This is a genomic window from Myxococcales bacterium (genome assembly GCA_016712525.1).
Taxonomy (GTDB): domain Bacteria; phylum Myxococcota_A; class Polyangia; order Polyangiales; family Polyangiaceae; genus JAAFHV01.
The window spans coordinates 683,616-705,402 of sequence record JADJQX010000006.1 but is presented as its reverse complement, the minus strand read 5'-3'; the positions used below and the strand labels follow the sequence as shown (position 1 = coordinate 705,402).

At 69.0% G+C, this 21,787-nt stretch carries 19 protein-coding genes; 9 read left to right on the top strand and 10 right to left on the bottom strand.

All coding sequences use genetic code 11. The features are described from left to right. Position 1 precedes the first annotated feature (1 nt). The 3 genes from IPK71_14895 (at position 2) to IPK71_14885 (ending at position 3,475) form a co-directional block, all read left to right on the top strand. Positions 2 to 289 carry a hypothetical protein gene (locus IPK71_14895; GenBank protein MBK8215024.1) on the top strand — a complete coding sequence of 96 codons (288 nt, stop codon included), beginning with the start codon at positions 2 to 4 and terminating at the stop codon, positions 287 to 289. Positions 290 to 416: 127 nt separating this feature from the next. After that, entirely contained in the window at positions 417 to 2,531 is a 2,115-nt protein-coding gene (locus IPK71_14890; protein MBK8215023.1) for a GAF domain-containing protein, read from the top strand. A gap of 8 nt (positions 2,532 to 2,539) precedes the next feature. Beyond that, positions 2,540 to 3,475, top strand: a complete 936-nt coding sequence (locus tag IPK71_14885; protein ID MBK8215022.1) for a DMT family transporter — start codon at positions 2,540 to 2,542, stop codon at positions 3,473 to 3,475. Between the two features lie 31 nt (positions 3,476 to 3,506). On the opposite strand, the gene IPK71_14880 is transcribed toward IPK71_14885, so the two are convergent. Continuing rightward, on the bottom strand, positions 3,507 to 5,174 hold the full coding sequence (locus IPK71_14880) for a formate--tetrahydrofolate ligase (GenBank protein ID MBK8215021.1): 1,668 nt from the start codon (positions 5,172 to 5,174) through the stop codon (positions 3,507 to 3,509). A gap of 89 nt (positions 5,175 to 5,263) precedes the next feature. Between IPK71_14880 and IPK71_14875 the strand changes: the two genes are divergently transcribed. Further along, entirely contained in the window at positions 5,264 to 5,485 is a 222-nt protein-coding gene (locus IPK71_14875; protein MBK8215020.1) for a hypothetical protein, read from the top strand. Between the two features lie 34 nt (positions 5,486 to 5,519). On the opposite strand, the gene IPK71_14870 is transcribed toward IPK71_14875, so the two are convergent. Further along, complete coding sequence (locus tag IPK71_14870) at positions 5,520 to 6,569, bottom strand: L-erythro-3,5-diaminohexanoate dehydrogenase (GenBank protein ID MBK8215019.1); 1,050 nt, start codon at positions 6,567 to 6,569, stop codon at positions 5,520 to 5,522. A gap of 220 nt (positions 6,570 to 6,789) precedes the next feature. Between IPK71_14870 and IPK71_14865 the strand changes: the two genes are divergently transcribed. Further along, positions 6,790 to 7,707 carry a DUF4388 domain-containing protein gene (locus tag IPK71_14865; protein MBK8215018.1) on the top strand — a complete coding sequence of 306 codons (918 nt, stop codon included), beginning with the start codon at positions 6,790 to 6,792 and terminating at the stop codon, positions 7,705 to 7,707. 141 nt (positions 7,708 to 7,848) lie between these two features. On the opposite strand, the gene IPK71_14860 is transcribed toward IPK71_14865, so the two are convergent. From IPK71_14860 to IPK71_14840, 5 genes are all read right to left on the bottom strand, one after another. After that, entirely contained in the window at positions 7,849 to 8,280 is a 432-nt protein-coding gene (locus IPK71_14860; GenBank protein MBK8215017.1) for a hypothetical protein, read from the bottom strand. 315 nt (positions 8,281 to 8,595) lie between these two features. After that, complete coding sequence (locus IPK71_14855) at positions 8,596 to 9,816, bottom strand: hypothetical protein (GenBank protein ID MBK8215016.1); 1,221 nt, start codon at positions 9,814 to 9,816, stop codon at positions 8,596 to 8,598. Between the two features lie 300 nt (positions 9,817 to 10,116). Then, positions 10,117 to 11,316 carry a pyridoxal phosphate-dependent aminotransferase gene (locus IPK71_14850; protein ID MBK8215015.1) on the bottom strand — a complete coding sequence of 400 codons (1,200 nt, stop codon included), beginning with the start codon at positions 11,314 to 11,316 and terminating at the stop codon, positions 10,117 to 10,119. 109 nt (positions 11,317 to 11,425) lie between these two features. Next, a complete protein-coding gene (gene tatA, locus IPK71_14845) occupies positions 11,426 to 11,665 on the bottom strand; it encodes a twin-arginine translocase TatA/TatE family subunit (GenBank protein ID MBK8215014.1) in 240 nt (79 codons plus the stop codon). A gap of 88 nt (positions 11,666 to 11,753) precedes the next feature. After that, on the bottom strand, positions 11,754 to 12,716 hold the full coding sequence (locus tag IPK71_14840) for a hypothetical protein (protein MBK8215013.1): 963 nt from the start codon (positions 12,714 to 12,716) through the stop codon (positions 11,754 to 11,756). A gap of 168 nt (positions 12,717 to 12,884) precedes the next feature. Here IPK71_14840 and IPK71_14835 point away from each other — a divergent pair, with 168 nt between their 5' ends. From IPK71_14835 to IPK71_14825, 3 genes are all read left to right on the top strand, one after another. Then, a complete protein-coding gene (locus tag IPK71_14835; GenBank protein MBK8215012.1) occupies positions 12,885 to 13,595 on the top strand; it encodes a hypothetical protein in 711 nt (236 codons plus the stop codon). A gap of 238 nt (positions 13,596 to 13,833) precedes the next feature. After that, the gene (locus IPK71_14830) at positions 13,834 to 15,549 is read left to right on the top strand and encodes a protein kinase (protein ID MBK8215011.1); all 1,716 of its coding nucleotides are present in this window, start codon (positions 13,834 to 13,836) and stop codon (positions 15,547 to 15,549) included. Positions 15,550 to 15,868: 319 nt separating this feature from the next. Then, positions 15,869 to 17,281: a hypothetical protein gene (locus IPK71_14825; GenBank protein ID MBK8215010.1), complete on the top strand. Its 1,413-nt coding sequence runs from the start codon at positions 15,869 to 15,871 to the stop codon at positions 17,279 to 17,281. A 208-nt stretch (positions 17,282 to 17,489) separates the two neighbouring features. Here IPK71_14825 and IPK71_14820 read toward each other — a convergent pair whose 3' ends face one another. After that, the gene (locus tag IPK71_14820) at positions 17,490 to 18,032 is read right to left on the bottom strand and encodes a DUF1232 domain-containing protein (GenBank protein MBK8215009.1); all 543 of its coding nucleotides are present in this window, start codon (positions 18,030 to 18,032) and stop codon (positions 17,490 to 17,492) included. 227 nt (positions 18,033 to 18,259) lie between these two features. On the opposite strand from IPK71_14820, the gene IPK71_14815 reads away from it, so the two are divergent. Further along, on the top strand, positions 18,260 to 19,198 hold the full coding sequence (locus tag IPK71_14815) for a peptidase (protein MBK8215008.1): 939 nt from the start codon (positions 18,260 to 18,262) through the stop codon (positions 19,196 to 19,198). Between the two features lie 34 nt (positions 19,199 to 19,232). Here the strand turns inward: IPK71_14815 and IPK71_14810 are convergent, their stop codons facing one another. Both IPK71_14810 and IPK71_14805 read right to left on the bottom strand, forming a co-directional pair. Beyond that, the gene (locus IPK71_14810; protein MBK8215007.1) at positions 19,233 to 20,519 is read right to left on the bottom strand and encodes a serine/threonine protein kinase; all 1,287 of its coding nucleotides are present in this window, start codon (positions 20,517 to 20,519) and stop codon (positions 19,233 to 19,235) included. 78 nt (positions 20,520 to 20,597) lie between these two features. After that, positions 20,598 to 21,752 carry a hypothetical protein gene (locus IPK71_14805; protein ID MBK8215006.1) on the bottom strand — a complete coding sequence of 385 codons (1,155 nt, stop codon included), beginning with the start codon at positions 21,750 to 21,752 and terminating at the stop codon, positions 20,598 to 20,600. Positions 21,753 to 21,787: the final 35 nt, after the last annotated feature.

Genomic DNA, 21,787 nt, shown 5'->3' with positions numbered 1-21,787 from the left:
AATGCGTCGTTTCGGTCTGATTTTCGTCGGTTTGCTCGGGGTCTGGCTGGGAGGGTGCGTCGCAGAGACGCAGGCCCCCGAAGGCTCGGGCGTGGGCGACACGTCGGAAGAGTCGGCGACGGGCGGTGAGACCGAAGGCACCACGAGCCTCGGTGGGGACGCTCGCATGCGCGCCGGCATGGGCGACGTGGGCTCGACCCAACAGAACCTTCGCATCGACGAGCGGCCCCCGCCGCAGCCCTGGCACGATCCCGCTACGCCTCCCTCGCCGGGCGACGGAAAAAAGTAGTTTTTACTTTATAGCCCCACGCGACGCGGGACCGATCCCTCCTCGGCCCTTCGTCGCGTGTGGTCTTTCGAAGACGCGCCCTCGGGTGGCGCTCTCGCGGGCAAAACGGTATCCCTGAGGCACTCGGGTGGACGACCTTCGCGCACGAACCACGCTCTTCTGCGGAGTCATCGCGGCCGCCATCGCGCTCTCCATGCTCTTGCGCGGGCGGCGCTCGGTCCACTGGCTCTTCGCGGGCTTCACGACCGAGATCGCGTTCTGGTACGTGAGCCAGTCGATCGCCGACCTCTCGAAGGACAAGAACTGGTTTCGCGTCACCGTCGTGCTCACGGTGCTCCTGCCCCAGTTCGCGGTGCACCTCTTCCAAGCCATCGTCCCCCCCGGCGACGACGAGAAACCCACCCTGCCACGTGCGGCGCTGGCCGTCGGCGTGCCGATGCTCGCGCTCTGCGTGTCGCCTTACGCGCACTCGTCGCTCACGCGTGGAGCGGTGTACCTCTACGTGTTCGGCTTCTTGGCGGCTGCGCTGTGGTCGCTGTGGAAACGAGGCCGGCGCAGCTCGTCGAAGGCCGTCCGTGATCGGGTGAGGTTCCTCGCGGGGGTCGGCGGGCTCGCCATGGGGTTTCAGCTCGCCGACCTCTTGTCGATCCTGGGCCTGAACGTGCCGCCGCTCGGCGCGGTGCTGTCGGTCGTGTTCCTCTTCGTACTGTCCGAGTCCCTCCGCACGAAGCGCCTCGCGGACGTGTACGAGCTCTCCGGGCGCTTGCTCGTGTCGACGGCCCTCGCGTTCGCCATCGCGGGCCTCCTCTACTTTTTCATGAAGTACATGGGTCGCTTCGGCTCGATGTACCTGAACGGCGTGCTCGCCGCGATCTGCGTGCTCGTCCTCTTCGAGCCGCTGCAGGCCGAGGTCGAGAAGCGCATCCACCAGTTCGTCTTTCGCGAGCGGTACGACCTCGAGACGAACGTGACCGAGCTCCGCAAGCGCCTCGCGCACTCCCTCGAGGTGAGCGAGATGGTCGAGACGGTCATGAGCGGCCTCGAACGTTCGCGCCGAATCACGGGCTCCGCGCTCTACCTCCGCGACGAGGACGGCACGGCCTTCAAGCTCGTGGGCGCCGCCGGCGCGAGCCCTCCGGAGCGCATCGAAGAGCTCTCGATCTCTCCTCTGCTCGGTGAGCTCGACACCTCGATCGCCCTCGACGATCTGGAGCGCCTCGAGCGCACCAAAGAGGCCCTTGCGCCGCTGCGCGCGGCCGCCGACACGTTCGGGGACCTGCGCGCGAGCGTCGTGCTCGCCGTGCGCGACGGGAGCGAGCTCGTCGGCCTCCTGTGTGTCGACGACGCCCGCGTGCGCGACGCGTTCACCCCCGAAGAGATCGCGCTGCTCGAGACGGTGGCCGGTCAGATCGGCGTGGCCCTCTCGAACACCCGCACGTACGCCAAGCTCAAAGACCGCGACCGCCTCGCGGCCCTCGGCTCCATGGCGGCCGGCCTCGCCCACGAGGTCAAGAACCCGCTCGGTGCCATCAAGGGAGCCGCCCAAGTCCTCGAGGAGCTCATCCCGAAAAACTCGAGTGATTCCGAGATGATGAACGAGTTCGTCGGCATCATCCTCGAGGAGGCGAACCGCCTCAACCGCGTGGTCGGGAGCGTGCTCGACTACGCGCGGCCCGGCGTCGGAAACCCCGTCCCCCTCGACGTGAACGCGGCGATCCGTCGCACGATGCAGATCCTCACGCCGCGCGACAAACCCTCGCTCGAGATCGCCCTCGAACTCGACGACGACGTGCCTCGCGCCCGCATCGACGCGGAGCAGCTCCGGCAGGTGCTCATCAACCTGGTGCAGAACGCCATCCAGGCGATGGACGGGCACGGCAAGCTCACGATCACGACCGCCCGCCGACGCAAGCCCCGCGGCTGGGACGAGACCCGCGCCCAGGAGCCGAGCCCACGCTCCGAAGGTGGACCCGACTTCGTCGAGGTCACCGTGCGCGACACGGGCCCCGGCATCGCCGAGAAGATCCTGAAAGACCTGTTCGTGCCGTTCTTCACGACCAAACAGAAGGGCACGGGCCTCGGCCTCGCGATAAGCCAGAGCATCGTGCAGAGCGCGGGCGGCACGATCGACGTCAAATCGCAGGTCGGCTCGGGCACCAAGTTCATCGTGATTCTCCCTTCGGCGCCCGAGGCGGTGCTCACCGTGCCGCCCGGCGAAGCGTCGCGGCCTGCCGCCGAGTGACGACCCGAGTGGCATCGACCGACGCCGCACACGAAGGCTCGCGCCTCACTCCGCTCGCCGCACACGTCCGCCTCCAGGCCACGGTCCTCCTCTGGGGCATGACCGCGCTGCTCGGCAAGAGCATCCAGGTCGGGGCCCGTGTGCTCGTCTTCTACCGGGTGCTCATCGTCGCCTGCGTCATGCTCGTGCTGCTCCGGAAGAAGCGGATCCCCCTCGCGGTGCCGAGGCGCACGCTGTTCGAGCTCGTCGCGACCGGCGCGCTCGTCGCCATCCACTGGATGGCGTTCTACGGCACGATCAAGCTCGGTGGGATCGCGGTCGCCGTGACGAGCCTCTCGACGACGACGTTCTTCACGGCGCTGCTCGAGCCCCTCGTGTTCCGGCGCCGCGTGCGCCCGCGTGAGCTCGTCATGGGCGTGCTCGTGGTCTTCGGGGTGGCCGTGCTCCTCGGGGTCGAGCTCGGGAGCCCGCGCTCGGCCATCGCGCTCGGCCTCGTGTCGGCCTTCTTCTCCGCGGCGTTCGGCACGTGGAACGGGCGGCTCTCGAAGATGATGCCCGCCGAGAAGGTCACCTTCGTCGAGCTCTCGGCGGCGCTCGTCGTCACGGGCGCGACGTTCCTCGTGAAGGGCCCGTTCGTTCCCCCGTGGGCGCTCACGGCCCACGACGCGACGAGGCTCGTGTTCCTCGCGCTCTTCTGCACGGCGCTGCCGTGGCTCTGGTCACTCCGTGTATTACGCACGCTTTCGCCGTACACGGTCGCGCTGTCGATCGCCCTCGAGCCCGTGTACTCGCTCGCCCTCGCCGCGCTCGTGTTCCCGTCCGAGGAGCGCCTCGGCCCGAGGTTTTATGCAGGAGCGTCGATCGTCGGCGCGCTCGTCGTGCTCGACGCGTGGGACAAACGCCGGCGTCCCCAGGCGAGCCAGGCCGCCCCCCCGAGCGGGTGAGCGGCCCTTGGGCCCGTCCGTCGAGCCCGTGTCAGTCGTTCTGCATGAGCCCTCGGATCGAGCCATCTTTCTGGAGCTTGACGCCCTTGGCGGCGGGCTCCTTGGGTAGCCCCGGCATGGTCATCATCTCGCCCGTCAGCGGCACCAAGAACCCGGCGCCGGCGGAGATGCGGACGTCGCGCACGTTCACCACGAAGCCCTCGGGCCTCCCCGGGACCTTCGGATCGTCGCTCAGGGAGAGCTGGGTCTTCGCCATGCAGATCGGCAGGGCGCCGTAGCCGAGCTTGCGCGCGCGCTCGAGGCTCTTCTCCGCCGCGGGGGCGAAGGCCACGTCCTTCGCGCCGTAGACGGTGCGGGCGATCTTCCGGATCTTCTCCTCGGCCGAATCGGTTGCGTCATACACATACTTCGCGGGAGGCGGCGCGGCGTCGGTCGCGTCGACCACCTCGCACACGACCTTGGCGAGCTCGAGGGCCCCGTCGCCACCTCGAGCGAAGCCCGTCGACCGCGCGAACCTCGCCCCCAGCTTGCGCGCGGCCTCTTCGACCTGCGCGAGCTCGGCGTCCGTGTCGTTCGGGAACGCGTTGACGGCGACGATCGGCGTGAGGCCGAAGTACCGCGCGTTCTCGAGGTGCTTCTCGAGGTGCGAGATGCCCTTCGCGAGCTTGTCGGCGTCGGGCTCGGAGGCCACTTTGACCTCGGCGCCGCCATGCATCTTGAGGGCCCTCAGGGTGACGACGAGCACGATGGCGCGCGGGAAAATGCCGGCCTCGCGGCACTTCACGTCGAGGAACTTCTCGCCGCCGAGATCGAACCCGAAGCCCGCCTCGGTGATCGCGTAGTCGCCGAGGCTCATCGCGAGCCGCGTCGCGAGCACGCTGTTGCAGCCGTGCGCGATGTTCGCGAACGGGCCACAGTGCACGATGGCCGGGCCGCCCTCGGCCGTCTGCACGAGGTTCGGAGAGAGCGCGTCTCTCAGCACGGCGGTCATGGCCGCAGCCGCGTCGACGTCCTTCGCCGTCACGGCGGCGCCCTCGGTGTCCTGTGCGACGAGGATGCGGCCGAGGCGAGCCTCGAGGTCGTCGTGGTCCTTGGCGAGGGCCATGATCGCCATGATTTCGCTGGCCGCCGTGATGTCGAAACGATCCTCGCGCGGCGTTCCGTGGCTCTTCCCGCCGAGCCCGACCACGACGTTTCGAAGGAAGCGGTCGTTCATGTCGAGCGCCCGGCCCCAGGTGACGGTGCGCGAGTCGATCGTGCCGCCGCTCGGCATCTTCTTGCGGAAGTAGATGGCGTTGTCGACGAGCGCCGAGAGCAGGTTGTGGGCCGTGGTGATGGCGTGGATGTCGCCCGTGAAGTGCAGGTTGATGTCCTCGGCGGGGACGAGCGACGCCTTGCCGCCGCCGGTGCCGCCGCCCTTCACGCCGAACACGGGCCCGAGCGAGGGCTCCCGCAGCGCGAGCACGGCGTTCTTTCCGAGCTTGCGCATGCCCATGGCGAGCGCGATCGAGGTGGTCGTCTTGCCTTCGCCGGCGGGCGTCGGGTTGATGGCGCTGACCAGCACGAGCCGCCCCTTGCCCCGCGCGGGCTTCGCGAGGGCGGAGAGCTCGATCTTCGCCTTCCCGCGGCCATAGGGGAGGACTTCGTCCGGGGAGAGACCGAGCTCGTGAGCAACCTCGAGGATGGGGCGAAGGGACATGACCGAGTGGCTAGCGTGGCGCCCGCACCGCCGTCAACGGAGAGCGCCGAGGTCGACCCTCCAGCCTTCATTTGGTAAAGCCCGCAAGGATGCGCTTTTTCGGCAGCCGGCGCTATGCACGGTACTCGGCGTTCTTCGGCGCCCTGTCCCTCGGGTGCTGCGCCTTTACGCTACGCAAGCTCGCGGCCGGCGAGCTCCCACGCGCGATGGTGGGCTCGGCTCTGATGGCCGCCGCGTTCGGCCTGCTCTCGCTCCTCGCGGTCCGACGGGCGGTCGCCCTCGGTCGAGGCTCTCCGCCACGCCGCGAATGAACATGGGGTCGTCCGACCTCTCCGACCGACGCGGTCAGCCGTAGCGCTTCTCGAAGAGCGCGCGCACGTTCGGGAGGTCGCGCATCATCGCGAGCGTGTGGTCGGCGTGCCCGGCCGCGTACCCGTTCCCCACGAAGAGGTCCACGTCCTTGCCGACCCCTTCGGCCCCGAGCGCGCATTTCGTGAAGCTCGTCGACATGGCAAAAAAGTAAACGATTCCGCGATCTTTCGTCGAGAGAATGGCGCCCATCTCGGCGTCGTCGACGTTCACGCAGGAGAAGGCCACGTCGACCTCGGCGCCTCCATTGGCTTCGAGCACGGCGCGCCGCACGGCGACGGGATCCCTCGCGTCGGCGGTGACGACCACGTCGCACACGCCGAGCGCGCGGAGGTCGTCCGCGAAGGGCGCGTAGGCCTCGATGCCGATGACCCGGGCCGCACCGCGACGCTTCGCTTCGGCGGCGCAGAGGATGCCGCTCTTTCCGCCCGCGCCGAGCACGAGCACGGTCTTGCCCGGCGTGACCAAACGCGCGACCTGAGGTGCCGCTCCCGCCACGTCGAGCACGGCGAGCGCGAGCCTCTCCGACATGTCGTTCGGCAGGCGAGCGTAGGCGCCGCTCGCGAAGAGCACGGCCTCGCCGGTCACGTCGAGCTGGGCGCTCGCGCGGCGCATGGCGCCCGTCCCGTCGAGGCGGAGCGGTGTGAGCGAGAGGGAGACCAGGGTCGCCACGCGGTCGCCCTCACGAACGACGCCCGCGTCGGGGTGCCCGGGAGCCACCTGGAGCACCCGGCCGAGCAGCATGCCTCCGGAGCCCGTGACCGGGTTGTGCTGCTTGCCCCGGCTCTCCACGGTCGCCCGGACGAGCGCGGCGACGGCCTGGTCGGACCCGTCCCCTTTGGCCTTCGCGGCCTCCTCCATCTGGCGAAAGCTCGCTGCGTCGATGTTCAGCGTCTCCACGGCGAGGAGCATTTCCCCCTCGAAGAGCCGAGAAAAATCGCTGTCGACGCGCTTGGCGGGCTGCGGCAAGCCCCCGGCCGGCTCGAGGGACCGGTGGGTGCCGAACGGGTCACCGCCGGGGGAGATCGGCCTGGGAAGCGGGATGGAGGGCTGGCTCGACGAAGTTCCCATGCCCCCTACTTACCGTGACTTGACCATTTTCGAGCGACCTCGTTACTCTCTTTCTTGGTTCTCGGCCCCAGTTCGGAGTAAGTACTCGAGGGATTTCGCGGCGCTTCTGCCGTGAGCCTTTGCCGTCGAACCGCCTCACATGCAGGATCCCGCCCTAAAACCGGCAGCGCAGCGTATGGGAAAGTCGTACGTGCTCCGCTTCATCAGCGGGAAATATCAGGGTGGCGAGTTTCCGCTGGTCGCGGACAAGCAGATCATCGTCGGTCGCTCGTCCGATCTCGACATGGTGCTCGTCGAAGACATGGTGAGCCGCAAACACGCGCGCATCGCCATGGCCGAGGACCAGATCTGGATCGAAGATCTCGGGTCCACGAACGGCACCTTCGTCAACGGCGAGAAGATCAAGCGCGCGCGCCTGAAAGAGGGCGATCGTGTGCTCATCGGCACGAGCATCCTCAAGGTCATCGCGGGCGACGGCATGCGCGAGAACGACGCGCCCCAGCCCCCTGCCCTCGAGGCCGTGGCCGCCCAGCGCAGCCGCTCGCAAGGCAAGACGATGTCCGGCAGCATCGAGGAGGTCCCCCTCCCCGACTTGCTCCAGCTCTTTTCGACCTCCAAGAAGACCGGCGTGCTCGTCGTCCAGACCGACGACGACGTGGGCCGCATCTTCATGCGCAAGGGCACGCTCTACTACGCCCTCATCAACGATCTGACCGACGTGCCCCCCATGAAGAGCATCTTCCGGATGCTCACGTGGGTGAAGGGCACCTTCGAGCTCGATCCCCCGGACGAGCGCACCTTCCCGAACGAGATGGACATGTCGGTGCAGGAGGTCCTCATGGAGGGCCTCAGGCAGATCGACGAGTTCAACGAGCTTCGTGATCAGCTCCCCGACCTCAACACGCGCCTCGTGATGCCCGTGCCGCTCGCGGCGAAGCTCTCCGAGCTGAAGCCCACCGAGCTCGACGTCATTCAGCTCGTGCACAACCACGGCCACCTCGAGTCGGTGCTCAACAAGAGCACCTCGACCGACCTCGAGACCGTGCAGATCGTGCTCTCGCTCATCAAGCGCAAGTACGTCCGCCCCGAGTAGCTCGCCTCGGTAACGCGTGCATCGTGCACGTAGCTGCCCGAGGCCCCACCGGGGCTCGTCGGCCGTCGCGCGACGGCGCTTCGAAACGCGACGCGGAGCCCGGCAAATGGGCCCCGCGCGCGACGAGACGTCAGCCCCGGCTCACTTGGCGACGCGTTTGTCGAACACGACCTTGCCCGACGGCGACGCGACGTTCGGCTCGGCCTCGGCCGACACCTCGAAGTCGAACGACGACTCGGGGACGGTGCCCTCGAATTTCCCTTTGCGTTTGTCGGCGTCGTACTCGAGCGTACCGATGCGCGACCAGGGCGCGTCGGCGTTCTTGCGCTGCCAGAGCACGAAGACCTTCGCCGAGTCGGAGATGCGCTCCGGCGGCGCGAGGTTCTCGGCTTCGACGGTGAGCTTCGTCTGGTGCTTGGCCTCGTCCACGTCGGCCACGACCTTGGCGTCGGCGCCGGTCGCCACTTGCGAGCCTTGGACCTGGTAGGTGAGCGGGCCTCCGCACGCGACAGAGGCCGTGGCGGCGAGGACGACGGCAGCGAGGGTAACGACGAACGAACGTGCCTTCTTCATGTTTCGATAGCTCCGGAAGGTGCGCGGTAGCGCGCGACGACGAAGGCCTAGTGCAACTCTCGGGGCAGGTTCGAGCGCGACGTGCGCGGGCATGACGCCGCGGCACAACTTCGACGATTAGTGACGCAATCACGGACACTTACGACCACGACGAGGAAGGGCCTGCGCACCGGCGCGTAGCCGCGTCCGCGTGACACGCGGGCGACCTTGCTGCGTCCCCCGGACCTCAATCGAGGGCCACAAAAAGCCGAACGCGGCGCCTCCGAAGAGGACGCCGCGCTCGAGGTGTGGAGACCTCGGGGGAGGTCTATCCGATCAGGAGCCGCCGACCGAGGCGACGACCGAAGCCGAGCCCGAGACAGCGCCTTCCATCTGGCCGACGGCCGCCGCGACCTGCGCGCCGACCGTGTTGAGGCAGGCGAGGCCCTTCACGCCGATGTCGCCCGAGACCGAGCCGGCGAGCGAGCCGCTGACCTGGGTGATGAGGCCGACGAACGCCGTGCCACGCGCCTTGAAGACGACGATGAGCTGCGGGAGGTTCGCCTCGAGCGAAGCGAGGTACTTCGCCTCGATGCCGGCCGCGGCCGTGATCTTGAGGGCCGGCGGGGTGCACTCGGCCTTCGCGCTCACGGACGCGTCGCAGTTGGCGTCACACTTCGCGTCGACCTGGCAGCCGCCCTCGAGCTTGCCACCCTCGCACTTGAGGGGCTCGAAGTCGCCGTCGCACTTGCCGTCGCACTTGACCGCGACGTTCGCCGAGGCCTTGCACTCGCCCTTGCACTGGCCCTTGCAGGTGCCTTCGCACTTCACGCCGGGGGCGGTGACCTCGCAGGTGCCCTTGCAGGTGCCCTTGCAGGTGCCGTCGGCCTGGATGCCCGAGCCCTGCGCGCCGGCCTCGGCCTCGCAGGTGCCTTCGCACTTGCCTTCGCACTTCACGCCGCCCTGAGCGGCGCAGGAGCCGGAGCACTCGGCCTGGCAGGAGCCCTCGCACGCGACCGAGGCGGAGCCTTCGGCCTTGCACGAGCCCTTGCACGAGACCTCGAGCTTGCCGCCCGTACACTTCGGCGGGTTGGCCTTGATGTCGCACTTGCCGCTGACGTCGCACTTGGCCTGGCAGTTGGCCTTCGCCGAGACCGAGGCCTGGCACTGCGGGGCCGCGAACTCGACCTTGAGGGCGCCCTTGGCCTTCACCTGCGCGTTGATCTGCGCGACCGCGAGGTCACACCAGGCCTTGGCAGCGGCCGAGCCCTGGGCGTTGTTCGCCTCGGCGAGCTTGTCGGACGGGGCGTCGAGGTCCTGCGCGAGGTTGCGGCAGGCGCTGACGACGTCGTCGAGCGAGCCCTGGGCGACGGCCGCGAGGTCGGCAGCGGCGCCGACGGCGACGGAGAACTGAGCGCCAGCCTGGCCCTGGATCTCGACCTTGGTCGGATCGGTGCAGCAAAGCTCTTCGGCGGCGCTGCAGCCTTGAGCGAAGACGGGGATGGCGAGGGCGGCGGCGAGGGCGATCGGGGCGCTAAAGCGAACGGACTTCTTCATGACAAGCTCTCCTTGAGAATTACGTGAGTCTAGGCGCCGAGGGTTCACTCCCGCTAACCCCAAGCTCCGGATGGACGATGAATCGCGCGATTGGTTCAACCCGGGCGCGCCAGAGAGGCATTTTGTTTCTCGGCCGGTGCGTCCTCTTCGGCACACCTGCCCGATGACCTCGGGAAAATGCGCATCGCGAGGGAGGTTACACGAAGAATCGCGCGGGGCAAAAGTACTCTTCTTTGCCTACATTTCCCCTCTGGCGTGAGGGTCATAGGCCGCGTACGTAAGCACGCGGAAAAGCTTCCTTCATTGGAGCTTCGCGATGGCCGCGGCGAGCGCCTCGAGCCCCTTCGCGATGCGCTCCTCGGAGAGGGCGTAGCTGAATCGCACGTAGCCCGGAGCCCCGAACGCGCCTCCCGGCACGGTGGCGCAGTGGGCCTCTTCGAGGAAGAAAAAGGCCAAATCCTCGTCGCTCGAGAGCACCTTGTCGCCGTGCTTCTTGCCGAGGAGGCCACGGCAGTCGGCGAACGCATAGAATGCGCCTTCCGGCATGCGGCAGCGAATGCCAGGGATCCTGGACAGGCCTTCGACCATGGCGCGGCGACGCTTCTCGAAGCGGGCGCGGATGTCGACGATCGCGTCTTGGGGGCCGGTGAGCGCGGCGAGCGCCGCGTGCTGCGCGACGGCGGTGGCGTTGGTGGTGCTCTGGCCTTGCACCGTGTCGAGCACCTTCGCGAGGGGCGCGGGCGCGATCGACCAGCCGATGCGCCAGCCCGTCATGGCGTACGTCTTCGAGACGCCGTCGACCACGACGATGCGGTCGAGGAGATCGGGGGCGATCTTGGCGGCCGACACGTGCTCGAACCCGTCGTAGACGAGCTCGGCGTAGATCTCGTCGACGATGAGCCACACGGGGTGCTTGCGGAGCACCTCGAGCAGAGCGCGCATCGACGCCTCGGGGTACGCGGCGCCGGAGGGGTTCGACGGCGTGCAGAGGATGACCGCCTTGGTGCGCGGGGTGATGGCCTTCTCGAGGGCCTCGGGCGTGAGCCGCCAGCCGTTCGCTTCGTCGGTGTCGACGAGGACGGGCTCCGCGCCCATCATGCGGACCTGCTCGGGGTAGCTCACCCAGAAGGGCTTCGGGATGATGACCTCGTCGCCCGGCTCGAAGAGCGCGATCGCGAGGTTGAAGAGCGCGTGTTTGGCCCCGACCGTGACGGTGACCTGCTCGGGCTTCGGCGAGAAGCCACGCGAGCGCGCGGAGGCGTCGCAGATGGCCTTCTTGAGCGGAGCGATCCCGGTGACGGCGGTATACTTGGAGGCGCCCGCGTCGATCGCGGCCTTCGCGGCGGCCAGCACGTGCGCCGGGGGGTCGAAGTCGGGCTCGCCCACGCCGAACGCGAACACGTCGGCGCCCTTCGCGCGGAGGTCCGCCGCGCGGGCGTTCATCGCGAGCGTGACGCTGGGAGAGACGGCAGACAGACGTTGGGCGAAGGCGAGCGGCATGACGATCCCTTTCGCGCGACCCGAGGTCGGCGCGCCCGGAACCTACCAGAAAGCGACGGCACCGAACAGGTGCACTACGCCCTGCGTTACGCGTCGACGATCCCCCGGCTCACGCCTCTTTGGGGGACTCGTCCTTCGGCTTGGACTTGGCCTCTTTCTTCTCGGATTTCTCCGATTTTTCGGCCTTCTCGTCCTTGTCGTCGTCGTCGTTGGCTTCCTTCAAGCCTTGCTTGAAGTTCTTGATGCCTTGGCCGAGCCCCTTGCCGATGTCGGCGATGCGGCCGGCGCCGAAGAGAAGGAGCGCGAGAAGCGCGATGACCAAAAGCTCCGGTGCGCCGATGCTGCCCATGGTGGTGACTCGCTCTCTCTTCCTTGGGGGCCACGCGGCGATGCACGGCCCGAACACGACACGCGCGGCGCGACCGCCTCGCTTCCCCTCATTTCGTACCAGTGTGTGCACCCCGCGGCAAGCGTGAGAGCACCTCCCCCACGAGAAGCGTGAGCCCACCTGCGACCACGGGCACCACGGCGAGCCACGCGACCCCCAGCGACGCCGTCTCGATCCGGCGGTAGAGGAAAAGTGCAGCGAGAGGCCCCACGACACCGAGCACGACGGCGCGCACGACCCCACGGGGCAGCTCCCCTTCCGAGAGCACACGGACGAACGCGAGGTGCGCGGCGAGCGCCGTGGCGAGGGCGAGGACGAGCGCGCGGACCCACGGGGGGGTGGTCGAGCTCACCGCGAAGGGAGGAATTCCCCGGAGAACGAGCGTGCGGACGTGCGCCACGATGGCCGCGCCCTCGTGCACGGGGGGCGTGAGGATGCGCGCGTCGTCGAGCTCGAAGCGCGTGAGATCGGGGCTCACGCGCGCCGCCGACGCGGAGAACGTCAGGCCCGACGCCATCACGGGCGGCTTGCCCACGAGGCGCGGAGGGTACCCCGGCACGCACGTCCACACGGCCTTCACGAGCGGGACCGTGTGCGAGGCGCGCGTGGGCTCGGCGGCGCAGGCGGACCTCCCCTGCTCCAGCAGATCTTGGACGACGAGCCCCGGAGCCGAAGCGTCACGCCCTCCGAGCACCGACAGCGCGCCGAGGGCGAGGACGAGCGTGGCGGCGACCGTCCGACGAGCGAAGGCGGTCCGCGACGGTGCCTCCCCCAACGTCGCAAAGACCCGCGCCTCGCCGCGCGCGACCAACCTCGTCGCGTGGAGGGCCCAGCCGAGCGGCCACGCCACGACGAGCGACACCTCGGCCGCCAGAAGGAGCAGGCTCCGCGCGAACGGCCACACGACCGAGGCCGGCAAGGTCGGCTCGAGCATCCACGGGAGCACCCGGACGAGCGCCCCGAGGGCCGCCGCGAGGAAGAGGCCCCCCCAGCATAACAGCGCGAAACTCAAAGATTCTTTGTCGAGCCGAGTCATGTCTGCGGCGGCGTGCGCGGGGGCGGGGCGGCCACGGGAGTGGCGGGCGGACGGGCGAGCGGGCTGGCCATTCGAACTTACTGACGGCCTCGCGCACCCCATGGTACCGTACCCGGCCGTAGAGGTCGCAAAGGAACCGAGGCAATGACCAACCGAGCTTTCGACAAGAAGACCAGGGGTGTGGCTGCGCTGAGCATGGCAGCGGTCTTTTTCGGCGCCACGATGGCGTACGCGCCCGAGGCCAAGGCCGAGGAGGTCTCGCCGGCCGCCAAAGGAATCATCGGTGGTGCGCTGCTCGGCTCCGAGCTCGTCGTCTTCACCGAGGCGATCATCGGCGTTCGTTCTCCGCTCGCGTACGGCGTGGGCGCGGGCCTCGGCGCGGTCGCGGGCGGGTTCGCCGGGTTCGGCATCGAGCAGTCGGTGTCGGAGACCCAGGGCGGCGTGCCCGTGGTGATGCTCGCCGGCGGTGTCGCGCTCATCGTGCCGGCGCTCGTCGTCACGCTGAACGCGATCTCGTACCAAGGCAACCCCGACGCCAAAGAGGACAAGGCCCCGACGACCTCGCCCCCGGCCGACCCGGGCAAGGCCGGCGGAAGCCCCGTCGAGGCGCCTGCCACGCCCGCTCCGGCTGCCGCACCTCCCGCCGGAGGCACGACGCCGACCCCGGCCACCCCCGCGCCGCAGGCGGCTCGTCCTGCGCCTGCCACGTCGCTCATCTCGCTCTCTCCGAGCGCCTTCCGGCTCGGTGTTCCGGTGCCCGAGGCGCACAACGCGTTCTCGATGCAGGAGCGCCGGCAGCTCGGCATGGCTCAGGTCACCGAGCTGCGTCTGCCGGTCGTGAACGTCGCGTTCTGAGCTTTCGCTCGGTCGTGCAGCGAGGCCGCGGGTACGTCCCGTGGCCTCGTTTCGTTTTGTCTTGTCGGGCCCCACCCGCCGCGGCCCGGGCGTCCGCAATCGCCTCGCGACGCGCGAGAGACCCCACTCTCCCTTGAACATTTCTTCCGTTTCCGGTGATCTGAGGTGAGGACTCGTCCCTGCCGCGCGCAAGATTCGTCAGATCGCGCGTGCGCTCAACGTCTTCGGAGGATACCGCGTGAACACGACGCAACAGCGCCCTGCCAAGCCCGCAGACCCCATGCTCGGACGTGTGGTCGCCGGTCGCTACCGTTTGGAGGCTCGGGCGGGTGAAGGCGGAATGGGCGTCGTCTATCGCGCTCGCCACGTCCTCATCGACCGCGTGGTCGCCCTCAAGCTGATTCGCCCCGACCTCCGCGGCGAGACCCACCTCCGCGCATGGATGCTTCGCGAGGCGCGGGCCGCGAACCGCGTCGATCACGCGCACATCATCGACATCCACGACATCGGCGAGACCGAAGAGGGCGAGCTCTATCTCGTCATGGAGTACCTCGTCGGCACGTCGCTCTCGAGCGAGCTCGCGAAGGGCCCCATGACGCTCTCGCGCGGCGTCGACATCCTCGAGCAGATGTGCGCGGCGCTCGCGCGTGCGCACGACCTCGGCGTCATCCACCGCGACCTGAAGAGCGACAACATCTTGATGACGACGCGCGGAGGCCGGAAGGACTTCGTGAAGATCCTCGACTTCGGCCTCGCGCACCTCGCGATGGACCCGCGGCTCGCGCCGAAGGGCGCCGTGTTCGGCACGCCCGAGTACATGTCCCCCGAGCAGGCGCGCGGCGAAGAGGCCGGGCCCCCGAGCGACCTCTACGCGCTCGGCGTGCTCTTCTTCGAGATGCTCACGGGCCAGCTCCCGTTCCGCTCCGGCGATCGCGAGACGCTCCTCGAGATGCAGCGCTCGTCCCCTCCGCCGAAGCCCACGGCCATCAAGCCCGACATTTTGCCGGCCGCCGAGGCCATCGTGCTCAAGCTCCTCGAGAAGGAGCGGCGCAAGCGCTTCCAAGATGCCCACCACCTCCACGAGGAGCTGAAGGCGCTCCAGCGCGCGCTCCCGTCGGTGCCGTGGGAGGTGGGGCAGCTCGGAGAGAACGCGCCTCCCCCTCCCCCGCCGCCCCCGCAGTCGGCCGGCGTGATCGAGTGGGCGAACCGCGCGGGCCTCTTCTCGCGCATGGTGAGCCGCGCGTACCCCGGCGGGAACGCCCCGCCCGACGTCTCTCAGGCCATGGCCCAGGTGTGGGATCTCGCCTCGAGGGCCACGAGGCTCGAGGGCGAGGTCGCGAGCCACACACGCAAGCTCGAGTCGCTCGAGCGTCGCGGCCGCGCGCTCCGCGCCGAGATCGGTCGAAAGGTCGAGGAGCTCGCCCACGAAGAGTCGCGTGTGCTGCGCGAGCTCGCGAACGAACAGGGCGAAGCGAACCGCCTCCGTGAGGCCCTCGCGACCGCCGAGCGTGGCGCCGTAGCGGCGCGCCAGCAGGCCGACCAAATCGCGCAGACCCCTCCGAGCGCCCAGTGGCGCGTCGTGTTCGAGCGCGCGGGCGCGGCTCAAGCCCTCGTCGACGCGAGGCGCGAGGCCTTGGGCGAGCGCGAACGAAAGGCCGCCGCAAAGGACGGCCAAGTGCGCGACCTGCGCCGCCAAATCGAAGAGCTCCGCTCGCAGCTCTCGCGCTACGCCGAGGCCCTCGAAGAGGATCTCGCCTCGGGCCGCGAGAAGGTGGCCGCGCGCACGCGCGAAGGGCTCGGCTTCGAGAAGGCCTTCAGCGACGCGTCGCAGCTCTTGCTCACGCACCTCAAGGGCAAGGCCGAGGCGCGTGATCTGCTCCAAGATCTGCTCGCGAACATGCACGGCGCCCCCCAAGGCGGGAGCAAGCCGTCCGACGGCCGCCCCGCGACCTGACCGCGACCTGACCGCGACGTTTTCGAACGCGGCACTCGGTGCCACTTTGCGGCGCCCGAGAAATTTAGGCCTCTCCGCCATTCCAGGCGCCTGGAAAAAAATTCCAGGCGCCTGGAATGGAATGGCGGGAGGTCCACGAGGCGCGCGATCGAGGGGAGGTGCGGGGCCCGATCTCGGCGCCTCGCGACCTCGTCGTGCGCCCGTGAGGGTCCTCGTGGAGGGGAGCGCGAACGCCGCGCGTGATTCGCGCCCGTGAGGGTGTGACGCGCCGTGTGCCTTTCGAGGAACGAACGGCGTGCCGGCCGCGTACGATGAGGGCGTGAACCCGCCCGCGTGCCCGAACTGCTCCGCCCCGCTCGAACCCATGGCGCCGAAGTGCGCCTACTGCAACGCGGTCACGCCGAAGGGCCGGGCCGACGCGGAGCGGGCCGAGCAGATGGCGCGCCAGCAACAGGCGTACGCGCAGCACCAGGCCGCAGCCCAGGCGTCGGTCAACCAGGCGCTCGCCGCGGCCGAGGTGAACAAGTTCGCGAGCTACGCGCTCTTCACCACGCTGCCCGCGCTCGTCACGTGCTGCGCGCCCGCGGGGTGGCTCGGCGCGTTCTTCGCCTTCCGTAGCCTCTCCGTGGCCAAGAAGAACGGGATCCCGGCGCCCGCGCGGGCCATCGTCGCGATGGTGCTCGCGGTGCTCGGCTCGGCGCTCACGGTCACCGCGTTCGTCGGCGCTCACTTCGACGAGAAGGACAAGGAGAAGCGCATCGCGGCGCTCGACGCGAAGAGCGCCCAGAACCGCAAGAAGGCCACGCTCGACGCCAAGACGGCCTGCGACACGACCGAGATCCACATGCTCAAGTCGGGCACGATGTACGTGTCGGCCAAGATGGTCTGCACCGGCGAGCCCGTCGTGACGGGGGCCACGGCGCGGCTCGACGGCGTGTCGTACGTCTCCAACGGGAAGACCGAGGGGCCCTTCCGGGTGTGCCTCGCGAAGGGCGCGCGGTGGTTCGTCGTGCACGTCGACAAGTCGACCGACGACTGCCTCGACGAGGCCCCCAAGGCGAACGACGAACAAGAAGAAGAGGTGGCGCGGAGCACCTACGCGACGCTGCTCGAGGCCGCCCGCGTGAACGGCACCGAGAAGCGCCTCGCCGGGGCCAAGAGGGCCGTGGAGCGCGCCGAGACGAGCGCGAAGACGTGCACCGACGCCACCCTCGCCGCCGCCGCTCCCGAGCCCGGGTCCGCCGGCGCGCCGCTCGTCCGCGCAGTCGACTACGACGTGCTCGACGGAAAAGCCGACCCCGGGTTCTCGTTCCTCAGCGACTCGGACATACGCGTCTACCTCGCGCAGAAGGGCGCGTCGAAATCGCGCTCCGAGCTCGCGGCGAAGATCTCTCGCGGGGCGCCGTTCCTCGTCGTCTACAAACACACCGAGCGCAGCCTGCCGCAGGTGACGGACAACGGCACGAAGGGCGACTTCGGGCTCACCGGGGGCACGTACGACGGCACGCTCTACGTGGTCGATCTCGGCCGGAGCGAGGTCGTCTGCCAGGGGCCACTCACGTGGCGCATCCCCACCAAACCCACGTTCTCACTCAACAAATCGTCGACCAAAGCGCAGGTCGGGGCGCGCGCCGAGACCGACTACCGCGAGCGCTTCTTCGATGGCGCGACGGCGCGCATCAAGGCGCTGACGAACGGCAAGCTCCGCCTCGGGTACAAGCCGCTCGACTAAGTCAGCGGTCATGAGCTTCGATCAAGACCGACGCTGTCCTCCGCCGCGGCTGCTGCGCGCAAAGCCCGCCGGGGCAAAACCTCCTGGTTTTGGGTCCCGGCCCAAAACGACGATCCATGTTCGTCTGTTCGAGGATCGCGCCCGTCGATTTAGACGCAAGAAGGCCCGAGAGCCGCGAGACTCTCGGGCCGCTTCGAGGTCACCCCGATCAGGCGAGCTTGGCGCTGAGGAAGGCCTTGAGCTTGATGAGCGTCTTCACGTCGCGCGAGAAGCTCGGCACCTGGTAGTCGCGCGACCACGCCGAGACCTCGTGGAGGAAGGCCGTGCGGGCGCTCTCGTCGCCGACGATGTCGTCGACCGTGCGGCCTCGAGCCGCGCCCTTGCGGAGGTTCTTCACGTACGACTCGAGGCGCACGTAGTCGTCACCGAGGAAATCGCGGACGTGGACCGCGTCGTCGGCGAGGCGACCGAGCACGCCGGCCTTGGCCTCGGGGAACTCGGTGCAGGCGAGATCGGCGGCGACACGAAGCACGAACGCGTCGTCGCAGAATCCGAGATCGTCGATGCCATCGGGGATGAGGTCGAGCGACTTGAAGATGTAATTCAGACCGGCGACCGCCTGACGGCGTGCACCTTCGGGGGCCGAGCCCTTCACTACCTCGCCGAGCTCGGCGGCATCCTCTCCGAGGGACTTGAGCCACGAGGGGAAGATTTCGAGGTACTTGGAGAGCGTGTTGGACTCTTCGGTCATGGCATACCCGGGGAAAAAAGGGCGCCCACGGTCGGGCGTGTGGACCTCGGAGCCTACATGGGCGTGGGCCGAAACGGAAGGATTGCCGCGCCGGAATGCGACCACGCGGAGCGTCTTCTAACCCCATGAAATCATTGAGTCTACGTACGCGGTGCGCGTGAGCGGACGTCGACGCGACGCGCCGAAGCGCGCCGAGCAGGGAGCGTGGGGTCTGGTAGGGTCGAGGGATGCCTCGCGCCGTGGCCCATGCCCTCCTCGTCTTCGTCGACGGCATCGGCATGGGGAGCCCCGGCGCGCACAACCCGTTCGACGGCGCGCCCGGCCGCACGCTCGCGCCGCTCGACGGTGTGCGCGAGCCTCGAGCCGACCTCGCCTTCGGGGCCATCGACGCGACGCTCGGATACCCGGGATTGCCTCAGAGCGCGACGGGCCAAGCCACGCTCTTCTCGGGAGAGGACGCGATCGGCCGCGAGGGAGGCCACTACCCGGCGTTCCCGACCGCGGCGCTCGCGGCCTTTCTCGCCGAGAACAACGTGTTCGCGCGTGCACGTGCGAAGGGCCTCGCGGCGGGGTTCCTGAACGGGTTCGACGAGGCCCGCGCCGCCCGCGCGACGCGCATCGTGCGAGGCGAAGAGCCTCGGACCCGCGCGTTCCCGGTGTCGGCGAGCACCATCTGCGGGGCGGGCTCGGGTGGCACGTTGCGTACGGGGCGCGACGTCGCGCGGGGCGCGGCGGCCACGTTCGATCTCACGGGCGACATCGTGCGAGGGTTCGGTTACCCAGCGCCGCTTCGCACCCCGGCCGAGGCGGCCCACGCGGTGCTTCGTGGCGCGCGCGAGCTCGACCTCTCGTACTTCGAGATTTTCCTCACGGACAAGGCCGGCCACTCCCAGGACATGGCGTTCGCGCGGCACGAGATCGCGCGGGTGGAGGCGTTCCTCGACGCGCTCTTCGCCGAGGCCGCGAGCGACGAGCTCGTCGTCGTGACGAGCGACCACGGAAATCTCGAGGATTTGAGCACGGGCGGCCACACCTACGCGAAGGTGCCGCTCGTCGCGAAGGGACCTACGTCCGACGAGCTCGTCGCGCACGCGCGCGATCTGCGGGACGTAGCGCCAGGCCTACTCGCCGCGCTCGGTTCCTCGTGGGACGCGCGCCGAAGCTAAATCGACGTCTTGATCGAAGATCATGACCGCTGGTTCAGCCGCGGCCGAAGAGCACGAACCCGAGCCCGAGCCCTACGGCGACGCCCGCGAGGCCGACGAGCACGACGACCCACACGGGCACGCCCCCACGCACCGAGGCCACGCCGCTCGCCACCGGCTCGAGCACCGGCAGATCGTTCGACGGGAGCGTGCCCCCTTGCGCGGCCACCACCTGCACGACGGGCGGCGACGGAGGCTCGGAGACGCGCGGCGACGGAGGGCTGCTCGCGAGCGTGCCCGAGGGCCCGAGCACGCGGCCATCGGGGCCGAGCTGGAAGCTGTCGGCGGTGGTCGCCTTCGGAGAGTGCGCCCGCGACATCACGATCGACGGCACCACGGGGGGCGCCTGCTGCGACATGAAGGCCGGCATGTCGGGGAGGCGGCTCAGCGCCTCTTGGCGGCCCTCGCCCTCGCCCATCGCCTCGGCGAGCACACGCCCCATCTCTTGCGCCGACTGGAAGCGGAGGTTCCGATCCTTGGCCATCGCGCGCTGCATGAACGCCGAGACCCGCGCGAGCTGGGGATCGATCGACTCGACCGGCGGGGGCGTCGTGTTGAGGACCGCGCCGAGCCTCGCGAACGCGGTGGGCGCGGGGAAGGCCGAGCGACCCGTGAGCATCTCGTAGAGCATCACGCCGACGCTCCACAAATCGCTCCGCGCGTCGCAGTCCTTCGCGGAGCGGATCTGCTCGGGGCTCATGTACGCCGGGGTGCCGAGCAAGACGCCGGTGGCCGTCTTTTTGCCCATGCCGCCCGCCTGGTCCATGACCTTGGCGATGCCGAAATCGAGGATCTTCGGCGTGTATTTGCCGTTCGGCTCGCGCGCCAGGATCACGTTCTCGGGCTTGAGATCGCGGTGCACGACGCCCTGCGCGTGAGCTGCCGAGAGCCCCTGCAAGATGCCCTGGACGATGGTGGCCGCTTGCACGAGCGGAACGCGGCCGCCGTTTTCCGTGTAGGATGCAAGTGGAATCCCGTCGCACAGCTCCATGACGAGGTAGGGCGTCGTGTCCTCGGCGTGGCCGACCTCGAACACCCGCGCGATGTTGGGGTGCTGGAGCCGCTGGCAGAGATGGCCCTCGTCGACGAAGCGCGTGAGCACCTCGACGTCGTCCAGGTACTCGGCGCGGAGCATCTTGACGGCCACGGGCGACCCACCCGCGAGCGGCTGCGCCTCGTAGACGATGCCCATCCCGCCCGAGCCGATGAACCGGACGAGCCTCAGCTTCTGCGAGACAATCGCGCCGACGAGCTCGCCATCCCCTGGAAACGCCGCGGTCACGGTCGCGATGTTAGCCGCGCGACGACGAACGGAAACATGAAACGTTCGTGGCCCTGATTTCGAGGCATCCGCGCACGCTCAGCCGGGCTTCAGGAACGACTTCGCGAAGGTCTGCGCCGCCGTGTCGTCGTAGTCGTCTTTGCAGCTCGGGGCCGAGAGGCGCTTCTGGCCGAGCACCTTTCCGGTGCGACGCTCGACCACCGTCACCTCACCATCCATGCTGGCGTCGGACCCGCATCCGGGGTGGTCCTTGTCCTCGACGAAGGCGACGAGGTCGATTTCGCGGGCTTTTTCGGCCTTCCCGAAGAGGAGCTGGCTCGGCACGTACACGAGCGACGCGGCCTTGCCCGGGTATCGTTCTTCTCCGGGGAAGAGGACGCCTGCCCCTTGGGCCTTGCGAAGGAACGCGACGAGGCCGGGTTTGAGCTGGTTCGCGGGCACGTTCACCGAGGTCTTCACGGTGGTGCCGTCTTGGAAGGCGAGCTCGAGGGGCAGGTCGACGTTGCCCATCGGGTAGGGCTTCCACATGTCTTGCAGAGGCACCTGCTCGAGGTAGGTCGCGAGATCGTGCGAGACCGAGAGCTGCCTCGTGACCGTGCGCGCCTTCGAGCCCGCGAGGTCGACCTTCACGAGGGGCTCGATGTCCGAGAAATCGAGCCTCGCCTCTTGGTAGAGCGAGAAGGTCCCCGTGCACGCCTTGGCGACGCACGCGATCTGCCGGGTGGTCGGATCGTAGCGAACGGCGGCGGGCCGCGTCACCGTGACCGTGGTCGTGGCCGAGCGGTACTTCGGCTTGAACAGCTTGCGGCGCTCGTACGAATCGACGTTCACGTTGAGCTTGATCTCGGGGCCGAGCAGCACGCTCTTGGGAGGCGGCGAGACCGGTGGCGCCGAGTAGGAGCTGTTTCCGTACTTCGGGGGAGGGGGCGGCGGCGTGGGCTTCACGACGGCGGGGTCCGGGAGGTTCACCACGACCGTGGCGCGGCCCTGGAAATCGGCCGTCGCCGAGAACGACTGCGTGTACCCCGAGTCGTGGACGCGTACGTTCGCCCCGGGCGCCGTGGTCACGACGATCTCGAGGACGTCGGTCGCCCCCTTCTGCACGACGTGCCCCTCCGCGGAGACGGTGAGCTCCTTCGACCCACCGCACGCGGTGACGGACAGAGCGGCCCCGGCGAGGGCCGCGAGGGCGTAGCTTCGGGGAGCGCGAGCCGTGATGCGAGCCGTCGTCATGATGCCTCGGGGTGCGTGAGACGCGCCGAAGGGGA

What these genes read in the sequence shown, in the direction of transcription:
- IPK71_14895 (MBK8215024.1), top strand. Translation starts at nt 2, where the DNA reads ATGCGTCGTTTCGGTCTGATTTTCGTCGGTTTGCTCGGGGTCTGGCTG.
- IPK71_14880 (MBK8215021.1), bottom strand. Translation starts at nt 5,174, where the DNA reads ATGTCCCTTCGCCCCATCCTCGAGGTTGCTCACGAGCTCGGTCTCTCC.
- IPK71_14875 (MBK8215020.1), top strand. Translation starts at nt 5,264, where the DNA reads ATGCGCTTTTTCGGCAGCCGGCGCTATGCACGGTACTCGGCGTTCTTC.
- IPK71_14865 (MBK8215018.1), top strand. Translation starts at nt 6,790, where the DNA reads ATGGGAAAGTCGTACGTGCTCCGCTTCATCAGCGGGAAATATCAGGGT.
- IPK71_14860 (MBK8215017.1), bottom strand. Translation starts at nt 8,280, where the DNA reads ATGAAGAAGGCACGTTCGTTCGTCGTTACCCTCGCTGCCGTCGTCCTC.
- IPK71_14855 (MBK8215016.1), bottom strand. Translation starts at nt 9,816, where the DNA reads ATGAAGAAGTCCGTTCGCTTTAGCGCCCCGATCGCCCTCGCCGCCGCC.
- IPK71_14850 (MBK8215015.1), bottom strand. Translation starts at nt 11,316, where the DNA reads ATGCCGCTCGCCTTCGCCCAACGTCTGTCTGCCGTCTCTCCCAGCGTC.
- tatA (MBK8215014.1), bottom strand. Translation starts at nt 11,665, where the DNA reads ATGGGCAGCATCGGCGCACCGGAGCTTTTGGTCATCGCGCTTCTCGCG.
- IPK71_14835 (MBK8215012.1), top strand. Translation starts at nt 12,885, where the DNA reads ATGACCAACCGAGCTTTCGACAAGAAGACCAGGGGTGTGGCTGCGCTG.
- IPK71_14820 (MBK8215009.1), bottom strand. Translation starts at nt 18,032, where the DNA reads ATGACCGAAGAGTCCAACACGCTCTCCAAGTACCTCGAAATCTTCCCC.
- IPK71_14815 (MBK8215008.1), top strand. Translation starts at nt 18,260, where the DNA reads ATGCCTCGCGCCGTGGCCCATGCCCTCCTCGTCTTCGTCGACGGCATC.
- IPK71_14805 (MBK8215006.1), bottom strand. Translation starts at nt 21,752, where the DNA reads ATGACGACGGCTCGCATCACGGCTCGCGCTCCCCGAAGCTACGCCCTC.